At 64.1% G+C, this 17,410-nt stretch carries 15 protein-coding genes; 8 read left to right on the plus strand and 7 right to left on the minus strand.

Annotated features, from left to right (window positions below; genetic code table 11):
• Positions 1–26: 26 nt before the first annotated feature.
• The 6 genes from P0D89_RS10580 to P0D89_RS10605 all read right to left on the minus strand — a co-directional run bounded on the left by P0D89_RS10580 (position 27) and on the right by P0D89_RS10605 (position 7,557).
• Positions 27–1,400, minus strand: coding sequence for a beta-barrel domain-containing protein (locus P0D89_RS10580; RefSeq protein ID WP_408356314.1), 1,374 nt, complete (start codon positions 1,398–1,400; stop codon positions 27–29).
• Complete coding sequence (locus P0D89_RS10585) at positions 1,378–4,008, minus strand: FHA domain-containing protein (RefSeq protein ID WP_408356312.1); 2,631 nt, start codon at positions 4,006–4,008, stop codon at positions 1,378–1,380. Before P0D89_RS10585 ends, P0D89_RS10580 begins: the two co-directional genes overlap by 23 nt.
• A 250-nt stretch (positions 4,009–4,258) precedes the next feature.
• Entirely contained in the window at positions 4,259–5,638 is a 1,380-nt protein-coding gene (locus P0D89_RS10590) for an efflux transporter outer membrane subunit (RefSeq protein ID WP_408356487.1), read from the minus strand.
• A gap of 370 nt (positions 5,639–6,008) precedes the next feature.
• Positions 6,009–6,287 (minus strand): hypothetical protein, encoded by a 279-nt coding sequence (locus P0D89_RS10595; RefSeq protein ID WP_408356310.1) that lies wholly within the window; start codon positions 6,285–6,287, stop codon positions 6,009–6,011.
• A 282-nt stretch (positions 6,288–6,569) separates the two neighbouring features.
• Positions 6,570–7,004 carry a DUF4399 domain-containing protein gene (locus P0D89_RS10600; protein ID WP_408356308.1) on the minus strand — a complete coding sequence of 145 codons (435 nt, stop codon included), beginning with the start codon at positions 7,002–7,004 and terminating at the stop codon, positions 6,570–6,572.
• A 46-nt stretch (positions 7,005–7,050) separates the two neighbouring features.
• Positions 7,051–7,557, minus strand: a complete 507-nt coding sequence (locus tag P0D89_RS10605; RefSeq protein WP_408356306.1) for a DUF4399 domain-containing protein — start codon at positions 7,555–7,557, stop codon at positions 7,051–7,053.
• Between the two features lie 361 nt (positions 7,558–7,918).
• Between P0D89_RS10605 and P0D89_RS10610 the strand changes: the two genes are divergently transcribed.
• Positions 7,919–9,961 carry an SUMF1/EgtB/PvdO family nonheme iron enzyme gene (locus P0D89_RS10610; RefSeq protein WP_408356304.1) on the plus strand — a complete coding sequence of 681 codons (2,043 nt, stop codon included), beginning with the start codon at positions 7,919–7,921 and terminating at the stop codon, positions 9,959–9,961.
• An 84-nt stretch (positions 9,962–10,045) separates the two neighbouring features.
• Here the strand turns inward: P0D89_RS10610 and P0D89_RS10615 are convergent, their stop codons facing one another.
• Positions 10,046–12,289, minus strand: a complete 2,244-nt coding sequence (locus P0D89_RS10615; protein WP_408376512.1) for a serine/threonine protein kinase — start codon at positions 12,287–12,289, stop codon at positions 10,046–10,048.
• A gap of 424 nt (positions 12,290–12,713) precedes the next feature.
• Between P0D89_RS10615 and P0D89_RS10620 the strand changes: the two genes are divergently transcribed.
• The 7 genes from P0D89_RS10620 (at position 12,714) to P0D89_RS10650 (ending at position 17,356) form a co-directional block, all read left to right on the plus strand.
• Complete coding sequence (locus P0D89_RS10620) at positions 12,714–12,986, plus strand: hypothetical protein (RefSeq protein WP_408356300.1); 273 nt, start codon at positions 12,714–12,716, stop codon at positions 12,984–12,986.
• Positions 12,987–13,074: 88 nt separating this feature from the next.
• Positions 13,075–13,368, plus strand: a complete 294-nt coding sequence (locus P0D89_RS10625; protein ID WP_408356298.1) for a hypothetical protein — start codon at positions 13,075–13,077, stop codon at positions 13,366–13,368.
• A gap of 183 nt (positions 13,369–13,551) precedes the next feature.
• Positions 13,552–13,770, plus strand: coding sequence for a hypothetical protein (locus P0D89_RS10630; protein ID WP_408356296.1), 219 nt, complete (start codon positions 13,552–13,554; stop codon positions 13,768–13,770).
• A gap of 310 nt (positions 13,771–14,080) precedes the next feature.
• Entirely contained in the window at positions 14,081–14,287 is a 207-nt protein-coding gene (locus P0D89_RS10635; protein WP_408356294.1) for a hypothetical protein, read from the plus strand.
• 311 nt (positions 14,288–14,598) lie between these two features.
• Entirely contained in the window at positions 14,599–14,883 is a 285-nt protein-coding gene (locus P0D89_RS10640; RefSeq protein ID WP_408356292.1) for a DUF3303 domain-containing protein, read from the plus strand.
• A gap of 58 nt (positions 14,884–14,941) precedes the next feature.
• Complete coding sequence (locus tag P0D89_RS10645; protein ID WP_408356290.1) at positions 14,942–16,588, plus strand: MFS transporter; 1,647 nt, start codon at positions 14,942–14,944, stop codon at positions 16,586–16,588.
• Positions 16,589–16,714: 126 nt separating this feature from the next.
• Positions 16,715–17,356, plus strand: a complete 642-nt coding sequence (locus P0D89_RS10650; RefSeq protein WP_408356288.1) for a TetR/AcrR family transcriptional regulator — start codon at positions 16,715–16,717, stop codon at positions 17,354–17,356.
• Positions 17,357–17,410: the final 54 nt, after the last annotated feature.

A 17,410-nucleotide genomic window follows, 5' to 3' on the forward strand; every position in this document is an offset into this window, starting at 1 on the left:
TTTAAATTGAGGTGTGGTCAATGCGCTCAACCCGCCACCTGTCTGAACGGATCAAGACCCAGATCGATCAGACGCCGCTCACGCACCACGATCTCGGCGCTCGCCGTCATGCCGTAGCGCAATGGGTAACGGGTGTCGGCGATCTGGTAGTAGTTCTTGTCGAGCGTGACGCGGCCTTCGTAGACCGGCTGCTTGTCCTGCGCCGAGGGCTTGGTGGCCGGTGAAATATAGGCGAGCGTGCCGCTGATCAGTCCATAGCGCTGGTACGGAAACGCGTTGAACTTCAGCTTGACCGGCAGGCCCTCATGCAGAAAAGCGCGGTCATGTTCGGCGATTTCGATCTTCAGCACGGGCCGCGCATCTTTCGGCGCGATGCCGCCGAGCGGCGCGTTCGCCTGAATCTTGTCGCCGCGCTGAGTCGACGTGACGTCGGTGATGACGCCCGAAACCGGCGCGAGAATCAGCAGGAAATTGTCTTTGTCGATGTTCTCGAAGCGAATTCGCGCGGCGGCCTCGGACACGAGTCGCGCGCTCTGCAATTGCAGGCGCACCTTGTCTTCCGCGTCGGTGATATCGCGCACCGCCGAATCGTATTGAAGCTGGAGATCGGTCGTCTGCTGGCCGCTGGTTTCCAGTTGCGCATTCGCCTGCGCGTATTCGTGACTCAGGCGGAAGTCCAGTTCCGCGAGCTTCGATTGTGCGACACGGTAGGCGTTGTCCGCTTCCAGCGAGGCCGTCCGCTTCTGCTCGACCTGCAATTCGGCGATCCCGCCGCCGCCCGGCTGCGCGAACAGCTTCGAGTAGCGATCCAGTTCCTGACGCGCGGCCTCGCGTGTGCGGCGCGCATTGTCGAGCGCGCTGCGCGCTTCGTCGAGTTCGGCCTTCTGCCCTTCGGCGAGCTTGGTGGTGCCTTCCGACACGCGGTTTTCGTGCAGACGTGCCTCGACTTCCATCTGCGCTTTCAACGCGGCGGCCTTGCGCTCCATCAGCGCCTTCTTTTCCGGGAACTGCTTCCAGTCACGCTCGGCGTCTTCGAGTTTGAGTTGCGCCTGCAGCGCATTGCTGGCCGCCTCGATCGCGCCGCGCGCATTCAGCCGCGCCAGCACGTCGCCTTTCGACACCGGCTGCCCCTCGGCAATGTAGAGGTCGGCCAGTTCGCCGTCGATTGGCGCATAGATGCGGCGCACTTCCGATTCCGGCGACAACGTCCCTTGCGCGCTGACGATCACATCCGCGCGGCCGACGAACGACCACAGCAAGCCGGCCACCACCAGCGCGACCATCGCCCAGATCAGGGCGCGCGCGATACGCACCGGCTCGGCGGTGAGAATCGCGATGCCTTCGACGCTGTGATCTTCCAGCGCCTCCGACAACGGCTTAGGGTGATTGTCGCGCTTCACTCTGCTCGCCTCCGATCAACGCCAGCTTCGCCTTCAGCAGTCCCGGGTCCAGCACCATGCGCAATTCCGTCAGCGAACGGCGCTGCAGATCGGTTTCGGCCTGGATGTCCGCGAGCAGGCGGTCGAAGTCCGCGGGATGATCGGCCTTCAGTTGCGTGTAGATGCGCATGCCCTGTTGCGCGGCCGTTTGCGCATCGGACAGCAGACGCGCCTCGCTGCGAAAGCCGGGCGAGATACCCGCTTCGAGCCGTTGCGTGCCGCCGATCGAACCGCTCGAACGATATTGCTTCCACAGGCTCTGCGCGCGCAGCATGAGGTCTTGCGCGCGCGCCAGCGCTTTGTCGTGCAGCGCGGCGACATCCTTCTGGATCGACTGCACGAACCACGTGTCGGTTTGCGGATCGAGACTCGCGTAGAACGACAGCAGGCGCTGGTCGTAATCCTTGCCGCCGCGCGTCTTCTGCAAGTCGGTGTACTGGTCGAGCAGCGCTTTCTTGTGCGCCGCTTCCGCCGCCAGCACATCGGACCATGGGCCCTCAGGCATCGCCTGCAAACCGGCCAGTGCCTGCTGCGCGTCGCCGCGCTGCCACGCGGCGTTCACCGCGTCATGACGCTCGATCACGTCCGTGGACGGCAAACGGCTCGCCGCGAGTTGCTGGAACTGCGCCTGAAAAGGCGGCGTGCTGAAACGCACCGACTTCAGCATCGCGAGCAACGGCGTCAATTGACGGCTCAGCGCGGCATTCAGCAACGCGGTGTACTGACGCAAATCCTCACGCACCCGGTCGAGGCCCGCGAGACGTGGATAGCGCTGCGCGTAATCGTCGAGCACGGGTGGCAGCGCGTCGGGTTTGTCGCGCGCGAGCTCGGTGCGGATCACGCCGTTCAGCCGGTCGATCGCCGCGACGTACACCGAATCGTCGCTTTCCAGCTTGCGCAGGTGACTGAGTGCCTGCGCGTACGGCTCGCCGAACACCGGCACGTAGGAAGCAATCCGGTCGAGCGCACGCTGATGGTTCTTTGCGTCGTCGTCCCAGCGTTGCAGCAGCGTGTTGATCGTGGACTCGTCCGCATACATGCGAATCGGCGCATCCACGCCGCCGCGCGCCGCCACGAAGCGCTCCAGATCGCCCACCCACTGCAATTCGCCGACCAGCGACGCAGCGTCCGCGTTATTCGCACTCAACGCTCCCATCTCCTTGAGCAGCGCGTCGGCCTGCTCGTACTGCGCCTTCTGCAACGCGTTCAGCCAGCCCGGCAGTTTCGCCTTCAGCAGCGCTTCGCTGGCGAGCGCGCTCACCTTGGTGTCCGCAGGATGATTCGCCAGATAGCTCTTTGCCGCCGTGACCGCGCTCGTGTAATCGCCGCTCGCCAGCAGATTCTTCAACTCGCGCTCCGACGAACCGTGCAGATAAAGCGTCACCGCAAGCGCCGCCACCACCACCACGCCCGCGCCGCCCCAAGCCGCGATGCGTCGAACGTTGGTGCGCTCGCCGTCCGCGAAAGCCTTGCCGAGTTCGCCCGCCAGCAGACGCCAGCGCCGCCGCGGCTTGCCCTTTGCGGCTACCGTTGCACCGGGTTTATTCACACCATGCGCGCCGTTCGCCCTGTTCGGCGCGTTGGCGTCGCTTGCGCCGTTCGCGCCATTGCCAACCGCCGCCGCCCGCGCGGCCCCGCTCAGCGTGTCGCGTTTGGCATGCCCGGAGACGGCCGATCCCCCTTCGTTGACTTCGTCTTCGCGTTGTAGCGCCGGGTCGACGCAAAAGATATCGAGGAACGAATGCGCGGCGCCCACGAACGTGGTCTTGTCAGTATCGGCCGCATCCTCGACGGTCGGGTTGAGCGATAGCTGGGTCACGGTGGGCTCGACGTCAGGGGGTTTCTGCAGCGACACCCTGTAGACGAAGTGGTCCCCGCCAAATGCAACGACGTCACCCTCCACCAGCGACAGCGCGCATTCGTCCAGGCGCTTTCCGCCAACGAAGGTGCCGTTGGTGCTGCCGAGATCCTCGACGTACAACTCGCCGCCCTTCAGAAAAATGTGCGCGTGACGTCGCGAGATGTAATTGACCTGATGCGGATAGCGGTCCTTATAGCGCGCAAAAACGTCGTCTGCCTTGCTGACGAGAAACGGGAACGCCTGCACCTCGATCGGCTGCAAGCCGAGGTCGTCGCGCTGCGGCATCAGCAACAGGCCGGGCGCGGGCGCCGCGCTCGCGGCAGCGACGATGCGCGCGCGCGGCTCGATGCCCACCCGGTAGCAAAGCTCGCCGCCGAAGCACAATTCGTCTCCCGCTCGCACGCGCGCCGGCGTCTGGCGCACCGCGGCGCCGTTCAGCGTCGTGCCGTTCTTGCTGCCGAGGTCGGCCACATATACCGCGCCGTGTTCCGTGAAAATGCGCGCATGACGGCGCGAAAGTCGCGCGATGCGCTCGGTCGGATAGTCGGTGAACGGGGCCTCGCTGCGGCCAACCGCGAACAGGTTGTCGACGATCCGGATCGCGTCGAGCGCCGGACGTTGCGAAGACGCAACCGGTGACAGCACCACGTCGAAGGCAGCGTCCACTGTCGCGCGCATCTCAGCAATCGGAGCTTCGCCGGCGGCCATTTTATCTGGATCACTAAGCGTTTACCCGCTGCGGCGAGAGCGCAGCGGAAACGAGACGAAGGACAACAGCGGAACAGTATTGTTGTGATGAGCCGCGAGAATTAAGGCAGCTTAACAATTGTAAGTCACGCATGGCGAGTGTCAATTTTCAGATCGTTGATGAGGAAAGCTTGCAACGCGTAATCCGCGACGGGACTTTCTGCATTGCGCGTGGGGTGACAGATTAGCTCAGTGCTCCTTTACTTGGCGTTTAATTTGCCTTGACTTGCGCCTGCACATCCACGCTCGGCCAGCCGCCGCCGAGCGCTTTATAAAGCAGCACCGTGTCGGACAGAATCAGTTGATGGTTGGCGAGCAGGTTCTGCTGCGCTTCGAGCAAGGTCCGTTCGGTTTCGAAAACTTCCAGTTGCGACACCACGCCAAGGCGCAATTGCGACTGAATCTGATCGGCGACGATTTGCAGGCGCGACACTTGCTCTTGCAATTCCACGCGCTGCGCCTTGTGCGAGCTCAGATTGACCAGCGCGTTCTCGACTTCCTCGAACGCGCCCATCACGGCCACGCGATACTGCTGTTCGGCCACCGTCGATTGCGCCTGGGTCACCTTCACGTGAGCCCGCACGCCGGGATCGAGTATGGGAATGTTGATGCTCGGCATCAAACCGAACGTGAACGATTTCAGCAGGTTGTTCAGCGCGAAACTCGCCGTGCCGCCATGCGCCGTGAGACCAATGGTCGGCAATTGAGCGAGCTTGGCCTGGCCGACGAGGTCGTAGGCCTCCAGCACCCTGAACTCCGCCGCCACCACGTCGGGGCGCCGCGCGAGCAGTTGCGCGGGCAAGCCTTCCGGCACCGTCGGCGGTTGCACGCGTTCCTGCAAATGGCCTTGAGGCAATTGAAACTCTCCCGCCGGCACGCCGATCAGCGTACACAGCGCGTTGTTGGCGATTGCGCGCGAGCGGCGCAGTTCGAGCAGCTCGTTCGTCAGCCGGTTGATCTCCGCCTGCTGGCGCAAAACCTGGGTTTGCGGCACGAGGCCGCTGCGGCGCTGGCCGTCGTAGATCGTCAGAATCTGCTTGTTGGTGACGAGCGTTTTCTGCTGCTGATCGATCTGGTCATCGAACTGCAGAATCTGAAAGTAGGTGCTCGCGACGTTCGCCACCAGTTCGAGATACCCTGCGCGCCAATCCGCCTCGCTGGCGTGGAATTCCGCCTTTTGCGCTTGCACGCCTTTTTCGACTTTGCCCCAGATATCAATGTCCCAGTTCACCTGCGCTGCGAGGTTGTACTGCTTGGTCAAGGGCTGGCCCGTGGTCTTTTCGAAATCGGCGCCGGCGCCGAGATCCATGGTCGGCAGCGCACCGGCTTTGGCTTCGTTGATCTGCGTACCGGCGACGCCGATGCGCGCGGCCAGCACCTTGATGTCGAAGTTGCCCGCAATCGCTTTGGCGATCAGCGTATCCAGATACGGATCGTGGAAGCCCTTCCACCAATCGGGCACGACGGTCGCCGCCGCCGACACAGGTACGCCCTTCTGATCCGACCACGACGCTTTGGCGGGCGTGTCCGGGCGCTTGTAGTCGGGCATGCTGACATCGATGCACGCAGACAGCGACAGCGCGCATGCCATTGCCGCGCAGATGCCGCGCAACGCAGCGCCGGCACGAGCCCGGCCGTTCGCACGCGGTGGCCGTACTGCGCAGTCATGTAGCGCCGATGTCGTGAACAGGCAGAAGCGCTGACGGACCGATGAATCAAGCAACGCTGACACGATAGTCTCCGATGTCGCCCGCTTCGCTACACAAAAAGAACGCCGCTGTCGGACAAAACCTCTCCTGCGCGTCTTCGTCATCGAAGCGGGCGAGCAGGTCGGCGGGGGAGCGGGCGGTGACGCGAGGGGGTGCGTGGAAAGGACGATTGAACGAGCTGTTTTTTTAGTAAGCGGCCGATGCGGGAGGACCCACGCGCGGGCTGTCGGGCCCGCGCGTGGTCCGCGCCGCTCAGGACACGTAGATGTTGTTGCTCGATTCGACATGCGGATTCATGTTGGTCGTGATGCCCGACACGAGCGCCGCGTTGTTGCCGTTCGCGTTCTCGAGGTACATCGACGTGTTGATCAGCTGGGTGGCGTTGACGGTCTTGCTGTTGTTCGGCGCATACACCGGCGCGAAGCTGAAGTACGACGACGACGGGTAGCCGTTTCCGCCGCGCACGGCGCTCATGGCCTTGCTGTCGAGTTCTTCGGTGATGGACAGGTCTTTGATCATCAGCGTGTTCATGGTAAATCTCCTGGGATGGGAAACAGCGCAGTGCTGCGTTCGGGTTCGAGCAACTTGTCTGCTCGGATGCCATTAATGCATGGGCCGTGCCAGCATTGCTTTCCGAGCCTAAGAAATCTGCAGAAGTGCTGCAAATAAAGGGATTTACAGGTGCACCGCGGCTTTGTTCGCGGTAGTGGCGCGGGGACGGCCAGGATGGGATGGTGGATCGCGGCCAACAACTCCTGAGAAGCTGTTGGCCAGTTCGCGACGGTCGGTGAACGAAGCGCGCTGCGCGCCGACTCAGCGCGCAATCACCGTGATCTTCTTCGAATACACCGGCGGATTGTGCGGCACATGCATGTCGTCGCCCATCAGCAACTGCAACGTGTGCTTGCCCGGTGGAAGCTGAATCATGGTTTCCGTTTCGCCCGCGCCGAAATGCAGATGATTGCGGTCCGACGGAATTTCCTGGTCCATCGGCGGCAGGTCGGTGTCGATCAGCAGATGATGGTGGCCGGTGTTCGGATACTTGACGCCCTTCGGCGCCACGCCCATGAAGCGCAAGCCGAACCACACCCGAAAGGGCTTGTTGGCGGGCACCACCTGGCCATCGTTCGGATAGCCGATATATTCATGGGCGCCGGGCGGGGCCGGCGTCGTGCCGGCCGCCGCGAATTCCGGCGCGGCCCATACCGCCGATGCCACAAGCGCCGCGACCGCGATGATCTTGTACATGAGGTCTCTCCGTGTTGGCGAAGCCGTTCTGAACGAGCGGGTCGCGCTAGTCTTTTTGCACGGTGATGGTGATCTTCTTCGAATACACGGGCGGAACGTGCGGCACGTGGTTGTGATCGCCGAGAATCAGTTGCAACGTGTGCTTGCCCGGCGGCAACTCGATGCGCGCGTCCGTCTCACCCGCGCCGAAGTGCAGGTGATTGCGGTCCGATGGAATCTCCTGATCGAGCGGCGGCAGGTCAGTGTCGATCAGTAGATGGTGATGGCCGGTGTTCGGAAACGCGACACCCTTCGGGCACACGCCCATATTGCGCAAGCCCATGCGCACCCACAGCTTGCCGCCGTGAATCACCGCGCCATCCGACGGCCAGATGATGTATTCCTCCGCGCCGGGCGGCGACGCGGTCTGCTCCGCCGGCGCGGCGCCCAATGGCGCCACGCTGCCGAGCGCCGCGAGGAACGTCGCGCACACGGCGGCGCGCAAGGCATTCCGGCGCGCCTGCGCTCGACGGCGTGTGTCGAAAGTAACGGGGGTGAGGGTTCTTCTTCGCATAGCGCACTCTCCCGAAGAGTGGTCGTGGCGCCTCGGCTGCGCAAAGGTAGGCCACCCGTTCCGGCTGGATGTCGCGGGCGCGCGTGACTGAACGGCCGCCTAGTTAAAACGACTGTGCGGCGTTACTTTGTGAAATTAGCTTAGGACGTAACTTGCCAAAAAGATACGCCACACTCGTTAACCGTATGACGCATCGAGGCACGTGACGGTTGTGACGCTCAAAGCGCGTGCTATCGTTATTAACAGGTTGCAGATGGATGGTCGGTGGCATGGATGCTTTGCCCGAAGCACTCCGGCGAATGCTGCGAGCAGCGCGGTCATCGAATGCCTAAGTTCTGTCCGGTACAAACAGGATGTGAAGATGTGGCGAATATTCCTGCTGGTGTGCATGGCCGGAGCAATGCAGGCGCAATGGGGCAATGCTTGCGCCGCCGCGCCGCAACGCGAATACGCGCAGTGGACAGTGGCTGATGCAACGACCGGGGCCAAGGTGGGTGTAACGGATACGGCGCTCCCGCCATTCATACCGATCACGTCATCGCGCGGCAATGCGCAGTCTCCACGTGTTGCGCTAGTGATCGGCAACGGCACCTATGGCGATCTCGCGGACCCGCTCCAGCACAATGCGCCGCGCGACGCCGAAGCGATGCGCGACACGCTTCGTGCGCTCGGCTTCGATGTCGTCACGCTCACGAATGCCACGCCCCAGGCAATGCGACAAGCGATCGGCCAATTCCGTGAGCGCTTGCGGGCAGGCGGCGTTGGTCTCTTCTATTTCGGTGGACACGGCATGCAAATTGGCCGGCGGACTCTTCTCATGTCTGCTGGGGTCGACGCGCGCTTGCCGGCTTCGCTCGCGAGCCACGGTATCGAATTGCAAAACGTATTGCAGGCGATGCAGGCGCCGCGCGCCGGCCGGCTCAATCTCGTGATTCTCGATACCTGCCTGAACAACCCGTTCGCGCACGACGCAACCGGCGAGCCGCAAGCGCCGCCAGCCGACACGCTGATCGCCTATGCAACCGCGCCCGGCGGCTTCGCGGCGGATGGCGCGCGGCACGGCGTCTATACGAATGCATTGCTGCGTGCGCTGCATAGCGGATCGCCGCAAACGCTGGGCAGTCTGTTTCAACACGTCGCCGCGCAAGTTCAGATTGCGACCGGCGACGAGCAACGACCGTGGATTGCTGCGGCGCTTCCTTTATCGCTTCAACTCAGCGGTGCCGCTCGTCGGGAGGCCAGCGCGCTGCTCGCGCGGGCCGATCACGATGATCCCGTCGTCACCCTGCACAGCAGAGGCATTTTGCCGAAAGACAGTAGCGAGCAATACGAAATCACGTTCTGGAATTCGATCAAGGACAGCAACTACCCGGCCGATTACGAGGCCTATCTGAAGGCCTATCCGAACGGCCGCTTTGCGACGCTCGCTCATGCGCGCATCGACCGCCTGCGGGCGGCGGCGAGCGCCGCGCCAGCGGCGGCCGCGCCCGCTGCGCCTGCGGCTGCACCGGCGCAGCAAACGGCACGGCCCGCAGCGCCTGCCAATGCACCAGGCAACGCCCCGGTGCCGGAGCACGCGCGCACGGCGTCCACCCCAACACCCGCAGCGACGCCACCCACCACGGCGCCCGCCGCGCCGCCCGCCGCCGCAGTCGCGCAAAAGCCCGCCCCTACGCATCCACCCAGCGCAAGCGAAAGTCGCGACTGCGCCACCTGCCCGATCATGGTCCCGGTGCCCGCAGGTTCGTTCGCGATGGGCAACAGCACCGACGATCCATCCGAGAAGCCGGTCCATCACGTGAGCATCGGCGCGCCGTTCGCGATCGGCAAATACGAGGTGACGGTCGAGCAATGGAACGCTTGCGTAGCCGCCAATGCATGTCAGAAGCTCACGCCCGAGAGCAATGCCAACAAGGCCGCGCCGGCCCGCGACCTGAGCTGGGACGACGCGCAGCAGTACGTGAAATGGCTCAGCAAAGTCACGGGCAAGTCCTATCGCCTGCCCACCGAGGCGGAATGGGAATACGCTGACCGGGCCGGCACCACGACCGCGTACTGGTGGGGCGATCAGATGCGCAAAGGCAGCGCCAATTGCAAGGACTGCGGCGATCCGTGGCACAAGGAAGGGCCGGAGCCAGTCGGGTCGTTCGCGCCGAATCCGCTCGGCCTGTACGACATGAACGGCAGCGTCTGGGAATGGACCGCCGACTGCTGGCACAACAACTACCAGGGCGCGCCCGTCGACGGCCATGCGTGGGACAGCCCCGGCTGCGACATGCGCGTGATTCGCGGCGGCTCGTGGCGCGAAGGCGGCAGCTACATGCTCACCGCGACGCGCTTCAAGTACAGCGCCGGGGTGCGTCAATCGCAGGATGGCTTCCGGGTCGTCAAAGATCTCAAGTGACGCATGCGCTTCGCAGCGGCGGGTTCGCAATCGAGGCCTGCGGCTGCGATAAATGCAAGCTCTCGTCGGCTTCGTTCAAGACGCTCAAGGCGTGCGTGGCTTCGTCGTGATCGGCGCAAAATCGGCGACGATATGATCCTGGCTGTATTTGCCGCCGATTTGCGTGAGCCGCGTGTCGAGCGCTCGCAGATAATCGGCGCGCGGTTCGCTTTCCGGACGCGGCTTGTCAAATAGCGGCGCCGGCGTAATCAGCAGCACCACCATCTCCGCACCGAACGGCTTCGAAATGATCCAGTCGCCCGCGCTGCCGATCGTGGCCGCATAGTGCGGCGGCGCCTGATTGTCCTTCGCGCGCGGGCTCGGCACCATGTGCACGACGCTGCCGTCAAGCTGGTAGTAGTCGAGATTCACATACGAGTCGAAGCCCGGCGTGGTCACGTCGACCACCAACGGGTCGCCCTCGTGCAACTGACCACTGGCCGGCCGCACATGCAAAGCCGCAACGCGGCCCGCTTGCCAGTTGCGAATCCAATACGGCGCGAGCGCCTTGACCACGTCGCATTTGTCGTCGACTAGCGGCTCGGCTTCGAGCGTCAGCCTATCGACACCGGGCAACGCCGCCAACGTGTCCTTCAGATGCCCCGCGCCGTAGCGCTGCGAGACGAATCCACGCACCGTCAGCGAGTGGTCCTGCACGGTGGCGGATAGCGCCGAGCATGGCACTTGAGCCAACATGGGGGCGATGGCGGCGAGCGTCAGGGCGGGTTTGGGCGCAGGCGGCGCTGGGGGAGATGGATTGGGCGATGTGGCCAGAGGCGCGGACGGCGATGTGGCGGGCGCTGTCGCGCCCGGCGCGGACGGCGTCGAATCTGGCGCGGTGTTCGCCGCGACCGCCGGCGCAGCAGCGGACGCCGGATTCGCATCCGGCCCGACCTCCCCCCGATCCGCCTGATCTGCCACCACCCGCGAAGCCTCCATATCCGTCGGCACGTTACCCTGCCGCCCCGGTCCCGAGCGCAACGCGAACACGCCCACCGCCGCCGCGCACACCACGGCAAAACTCGCGAGTCCCACCTTCGCCAACGCGCCCGACTTCTCCGCGCGCGCTTCGTTGTCGAATTCCGCGATGAAGCGCACCACGCTCGGCATGCGCGTGTTGCGATCGAACGACAGCGCGGCGCGCAACGCGCGCCATTGCCGCGAATCGAGGTTGGGCGGACGCTGCACCTTGAAGTCGGCATTGCGCGCCTGGGTCGCTGACAGCCGGTCGAACGGATGGTGGCCGGTCAGCAACTCGTAGGTGATGCAGCCGAGCGCATAGATATCGTCGCGCGGGTCCGGCTCGCGATGCTCGATCATCTCCGGGCTTGCATACGCGGGCGTCAACGCGCCCAGGCTGCCCGGATCGAACACGGTCGCGTCGCTCTCCTCTTCAGGCCGCTGGAACACGCGCGCAATGCCGAAGTCGATCACTTTCACTTCGGCGTTGGTGGTCAGAAACACGTTGGCGGGCTTGAAGTCGCAATGGACGAAGCCGCGCTCATGCGCATAAGCGAGCGCGGCGCTCATGCCGCGCACGATCGGCAGCGCCGCACGCACCGGCATGCCCTGATAGCCCGGCGTGCGCAGCAACTGGCTGAGCGGCTTGCCGCTCAGATACTCCATCGTCAGATAGACGATCGGACCGTCGCGGTCGAAGTCGTACACCGTGATGATGTTGCGATGCGCGAGCACCTGCGCCTTGCGCGCTTCGCGCTGCAACGCGACGAGCGAATTCGGATTGCCGCGAAACTGGACGTTCAGCACCTTGATCGCGAGATACGGCTTGCGATCCGACGCTTCGAGCTTGCGCAGATCGAGCGCCTTGTACACCGTGCCCATACCGCCGACGCCGAGACATTCTTCGAGCACGAAACGGTTGTTCAGCGTGTCGCCGGTGCCTTTGATCTGGTCGTGTCCCGTGACACCGGGTGGGTTGGCGGCATTGCCTGCGCTGCTCGAGTTGCTTGCGCTGCTTGCGCTGCTTGCGCTGCTTGCATTGTCCGCACTCGAGGAACGCACCGATGGAATCTCCACCGATGTCTGAATGCCGGTTTCCTCGCCGCCCGCCGCCACGTTCGACACGCGCAACTGCTCGATACGCCGCCGCACTTCCACGTATAGATCCTCGGGCAACGGCGCCTGACGATGCGCCGCGCCAAGCATCTCCAGCAGCTGCGCGGGACCGAGTCCTCCGGTCGTCAACGTGCTGTCGAGTTGAGCGACGAACTCGTCACGGGACAGCTCGCCGGTCTGATAGTCGTGAATCACACGCGCAAGGCTAGCCATTTGTGCGAAGCGCCGCCGCTGCCGTTGGGCCGGATCGCATGCGACCGAAGCCACGCGGGCTGATAGAAAACCTGTCGTAACCAGTTACATGTGCCGCTTCGATACTAGCTCCCGGCCCGCGCTTTCGCAAACCAGGATTGGCCCGCGCTGCGCATCGCGCACGCGGCACGCCGATGTCGCACAGCATCCAACAGCAAACGGCCGGGTGTCGGACATGCGCCACCGCTCGCGGGTCCACGAAGCATGCCGCCGCGCTGTCTCCGATCGTTCCGTGAGACGCGCAAGCCTTGCGCAGCGGGGCTTCGTCAACTTTATTAGGAACCTTGAATAAAACTGGCACAGCCCATGCGTTAGTGATACCCGAGCAGACAAATTGCTCGAACCCAGTCGCAGGACCGCGATAATTCTTTCCAGGAGACTTACCATGAAGACGCTGATGATCAAAGACCTGTCCATCACCGAAGAACTCGACAGCAAGGCCATGAGCGCCGTGCGCGGCGGCTACGGCCCGTCGGTCTCGTACTACAAGTTCAGCCCGGTCTTTGCGCCGGACAACAGCAAGACCATCAACGCTACCCAACTGATCAGCAACGAGCTGAGCCAGCAGAACGCCAACGGCAACAACGTTGCGCTCGCGGCCGGCATCACCTCGACGCTCGATCCGTTCACTGTGTCGAGCAACAACATCCACGCGTAACGCGCGGCGAGGCGAAGCGTCCACACTTCGTGGCCGCTTCGCCTCACGCCGACCACGCCCGTCTTCCGCGCAACTTTGGAGAATCACCATGTCATCCCTCATGATTCGCGATCTGCCTGGCGCCCGCGAACTCGACCGCCGCGCAATGTCCGCGGTGGTCGGCGGCACGGGCAGCAGCATGCCCAGCCTTGAATCGGTGTCCGGCCTCAGCGGCATTGCCAATGTCAACGTCAATGTCAACGTCAACCAGGAGTTGAACCAGATGCAGTATGTGAGCGTCTCCGCGCTCAACGGCAACGGCTTCATCGGCGCCAACGTCCTGCCGCCGCTGCACCTGGACGTGAGCCCGATCCTGAAGGGCGCCAACTACGCTGCCGTGTGACCACGGGCAGCAGCGCGGGAACGGGGGTTCCCCGACTGCCGCCACATCATCACGGTTACGCAAGCCGCAAACAGATTTCCTATACTGATAGTGCGACGAGACCACCGAATGCAAAACGACACACAGGAGCGGCGGCCGGACCATGACAATGGTCGGCCGCCCGATTTCTTTTCCGGAGCCGCCATGGCAAAGCTCATCATCAAGGATCTGGCCGACAGCGTCGAACTCGACCGCGAGGCGATGGCCGCGATCGTCGGCGGCGCGCGCGTCGGTGCGCGCTCGAGTAGCGCCGCGCCGTTGGTGCCCGCCGCGACGCGGGTCGTCGAATATCCGCCAGGCTTTCCCGCCGCGCATCAGGCCATTGCCAATGCTGCCATGCCGCGCCCACGGCAACGCGGCTAGCTCCGAATCCGGTTCGTCACTGCAACGGCACGCGTGATCCACGCGTGCCGTTTGCATTGGTGTCATCGGAAGCTGCGGCGTGACCCAACCATTCGAGCGCGATGCGTCGGGGCGGACCGAACAGACCGGCGCGGCTTCGCATTGCGCACGCGCCATGGTCAACCGGCGTGCGGCGCACATCCTTACCTGCACTCGCGTTGCCGACACCCGCGAGATTCCCGCACGAGCCGCACCCGCATTGGCATATCCCTTGCAGAAACATGGCTGAGCATCGCATCGTGCTCGCCCCACTACTTCAAGGAGTATCGCCATGAAATCCACTGTCATTATCAAAGACCTGCCCCGTTGCGCGCATAGCCCCCGTGACGAAGCGACGCTCACCGCCGAACAGATGAAGACGCTGCGCGGCGGCCGTTCCGTGGTCGTCACCGTTGACAACGGCGCCACGGCCCACGTCGACGATTGGGAGATCAACACCGCAATCTTCGAAGGCCGCATCAAAGGCACCTATTTGTAGGACGCGCGAGAGGTCCGCAATTGCAAACCCGGCACCCGCTCACACGCACGTGATCCGGGTGCCGGTTCCATTGACCTGGTGAATGTCCGCACGCGGCGACGCCGCCCGCGTCGCGCTCACCTATGATGCTTAGGACGCCACGTGGTTTAATGCGTGCGGTCCGCCCATAGCCCACACGCATCCCACGCTATCCGGACAGCCCGATGGCGCAGCAGTGCGCGCGGCACCCGGCAGTCGACGCGCCGCGCAACACTAGCGACGATTGCGGCGCGCCACGAGCCGGCATCGCCAATCCATATTGGAGACACGCAATGAAATTCATCGTGCAATGGAAAGGTCTGCCGACAGCCGAAAATGCGGTAATCGAACGCTTCATGAAAACCGGCGGCCAGGTGCCGGACGGGGTCCAGTTGCTAGGACGTTGGCACGCCATCGGCGGATTGCAAGGCGTGGCGATCGTCGAGGCGGACGACACGCGCAACCTCGCGGCACTGTCGCTCGCATGGGGCGATTTGTTGTCGATGAGCATCCTTCCGGCGCTCACCGACGAAGACCTGGGCGCCGCGCTCGGCAAATTCCAGGCGGCCCGCCAGTGACCCTGGCCGATCCGCTCGCCGCTCAGCCATTCCGCTCAAACTGACCACGAAGCCTGTCATGCCCGCCGGATTCGCCACGCCGGTTCCCCCCGCACCTAGCGGACAACGGTTGCCCTTCCGCGAATCGCTGCTGGCGATGCTCGGCATCGCCTTCGTCGCGATGCTGGTGGCGCTGGATCAAACCATCGTCGGCACCGCGTTGCCGCGCATCGTCGCCGATCTGCGCGGTTTCGATCTGTACGCGTGGGTCGCGACGGCGTACATGCTGGCCTCCGTCATCACGATTCCGATCTTCGGGCGCCTGGGCGATCTGTTCGGCCGCAAGCCGTTTCTGATCGCGGCGATCCTGTTGTTCACCGGTGCGTCGGTGTTGTGCGGACTCGCCGGCAGCATGCTCGCGCTGGTGATTGCGCGCGGTCTGCAAGGCATCGGCGGCGGCATTCTGATCGGCACGGTGTTCGCCACCGTCGCCGATCTGTTCCCGAGTCCGAAGCTGCGGCTGCGCTGGCTGGTGTTCGTCACGTCCTCGTTCGGCGTCGCCAATATGGTGGGGCCGACACTCGGCGGCCTGCTGACGCAATACGGCGGCTGGCGGCTGGTGTTCTTCGTCAACGTGCCCGTCGGTGTCGTGTCGCTGCTATTCGTGCTGCGCTTTCTGCCGCCATTGCACGAGCTGCGACGCAAGGGCCCCGTGCGGCTCGACTGGCTCGGCGCGATCGTGCTCGCAATCACGTTCGGCGCGGTGCAGGTGCTGATCGAAGAGTTGCCGAGGCGCGGCGTCGATCGCACGACCATCGCGCTGGCCGTCCTCGCGGCAGGTTGTGCGTCGATCCTCTGGCTGTGGGAGCGGCGTGTCGGCGATCCGATCGTGCCGGTGGACATGCTGCTGGACCGCAAGCTGTGCGCGCTGTTCGCGATGTCGGTGCTGGGCGGCTTCGCGCTGTTTTCGCTGGTGTTCTATGTGCCGTTGCTGTTTCAGGGCGGCTATGCGATGTCCGCGCACGACTCGGGCATGCTGATCACGCCGCTGCTGCTCGGCACCACCATCGGCAGCGTGGTCAACAATCGCATCGTCACGCGAATCCGGCGCGCGAACGCGATCATGTACGCGGGCTTTGCGCTGTCCGCGCTCGCCTGTCTCAGCGTGGTGGTGCTGCGGGGCACGGAACCGCATCTGGTGTGGATGTCGTGCATGGGCATAAGCGGCCTCGGACTCGGTCTGGTTGCCACTAGTCTGACCGTGTGTTCGCAGCAGATCGCCGCGCACGGCAACGTCGGCGCGGCCACGGCGCTGCTGCAATCGCTGCGCACGTTCGGCGGCATGCTCGGCACCGTGATGACCGGCGCGCTGCTCGGCCATCTGTACTCGCGCGGCGTGCATCGCTCGCTCGATTCGTATCAGGCGACGCAGTGGTTCAAATCGTTCGCGAGTCCCGAACTGCTGGTGGATCGCGCGGAACAGGCCGCGCTGATCAATCGTCTGGTGAGCGCCGGCCATGCCGGCGACGCGATGATGCACTCCGCGCGCGAAGCGCTGGTGCAGTCGATTCACATCGGCATTCTGGTGGCGGGCGGCGCCGCGCTGCTCGGGCTGTGCCTCGCCTGGTTCGTGCCGCCCGTGCAGGTCGGTAACCTCGAAACCGACCCCGAGGTGGACGCACAGCCGCCCGCCGAGCCGCTCCCGCCGCACCGCAACGCGCTCTGAGCGGCGCGCCGCCACGGGCGCGAACGTTCTTCTTGCATTCTGTATCGACCGATATATAATCCGTTTCTATATCGACTGATACAGAATTTCGTCGACCACGCACGAAGCGCACGAAGGACACTGAACATGGCACGACCCCGCGGATTCGATGAGCAAGAGGTGCTGGAAGCAGCCAGCGCGGCCTTCTGGAGCAAGGGCTATGAGGCGACGTCCACGCGCGACCTCGTCAAGTCGACCGGTCTCACGCAGCCCAGCCTTTACAACGCGTTCGGCGACAAGCGCGGGTTGTTTCTGCGCGCGCTCGACCATTATCTGGAGCACATTCTGCGCGAGCGGATCAACCGGCTCGAAAAGACCGTGTCGCCGGCGCAGAGCATCACGCTGTTTTTCCACGAGGTCATCGAGCGCGCGATTGCCGATCCCGACAGGCGTGGCTGCATGCTGGTCAACTCGGCGCTGGAAACGTCATCGGATGACGAAGCATTCCGCCAAACCGTCGCCGCCGAAATGGCGGAAATCCGCGCGTTTTTCCATCGGGGCCTCGTCGCCGCACTGCAGAGCGGCGAAATCGCCGCTGTCGTTCCAACGGACGACGCCGCGTCTCATCTGCTCGCCACGCTGATTGGCATTCGCGTTCTCGCGCGGGTCACGCCGCAGTACGAGCTGCTTTACGGCGCGGTATCGCCGGCGTTGACGCTGCTCGGCTTGCCTGCGCTACCGCCGCCCGCGACGCCACCCGCTCTACCGGCGCAAGACGGCCAAGTCTGAGCCACGCGTCTGAACCGACGCATCCCTTCGTTTTCCACCGACATCCGGCAGCGC

Source organism: Paraburkholderia sp. RL18-085-BIA-A (assembly GCF_046027075.1).
Classification (GTDB): domain Bacteria; phylum Pseudomonadota; class Gammaproteobacteria; order Burkholderiales; family Burkholderiaceae; genus Paraburkholderia.

Coding starts and splice junctions, on each gene's coding strand:
- P0D89_RS10595 (WP_408356310.1), bottom strand. CDS start 6,287: ATGAACACGCTGATGATCAAAGACCTGTCCATCACCGAAGAACTCGAC.
- P0D89_RS10640 (WP_408356292.1), top strand. CDS start 14,599: ATGAAATTCATCGTGCAATGGAAAGGTCTGCCGACAGCCGAAAATGCG.
- P0D89_RS10620 (WP_408356300.1), top strand. CDS start 12,714: ATGAAGACGCTGATGATCAAAGACCTGTCCATCACCGAAGAACTCGAC.
- P0D89_RS10600 (WP_408356308.1), bottom strand. CDS start 7,004: ATGTACAAGATCATCGCGGTCGCGGCGCTTGTGGCATCGGCGGTATGG.
- P0D89_RS10635 (WP_408356294.1), top strand. CDS start 14,081: ATGAAATCCACTGTCATTATCAAAGACCTGCCCCGTTGCGCGCATAGC.
- P0D89_RS10650 (WP_408356288.1), top strand. CDS start 16,715: ATGGCACGACCCCGCGGATTCGATGAGCAAGAGGTGCTGGAAGCAGCC.
- P0D89_RS10605 (WP_408356306.1), bottom strand. CDS start 7,557: ATGCGAAGAAGAACCCTCACCCCCGTTACTTTCGACACACGCCGTCGA.
- P0D89_RS10645 (WP_408356290.1), top strand. CDS start 14,942: ATGCCCGCCGGATTCGCCACGCCGGTTCCCCCCGCACCTAGCGGACAA.
- P0D89_RS10585 (WP_408356312.1), bottom strand. CDS start 4,008: ATGGCCGCCGGCGAAGCTCCGATTGCTGAGATGCGCGCGACAGTGGAC.
- P0D89_RS10610 (WP_408356304.1), top strand. CDS start 7,919: ATGTGGCGAATATTCCTGCTGGTGTGCATGGCCGGAGCAATGCAGGCG.
- P0D89_RS10590 (WP_408356487.1), bottom strand. CDS start 5,638: ATGGCATGCGCGCTGTCGCTGTCTGCGTGCATCGATGTCAGCATGCCC.
- P0D89_RS10615 (WP_408376512.1), bottom strand. CDS start 12,289: ATGGCTAGCCTTGCGCGTGTGATTCACGACTATCAGACCGGCGAGCTG.
- P0D89_RS10630 (WP_408356296.1), top strand. CDS start 13,552: ATGGCAAAGCTCATCATCAAGGATCTGGCCGACAGCGTCGAACTCGAC.
- P0D89_RS10625 (WP_408356298.1), top strand. CDS start 13,075: ATGTCATCCCTCATGATTCGCGATCTGCCTGGCGCCCGCGAACTCGAC.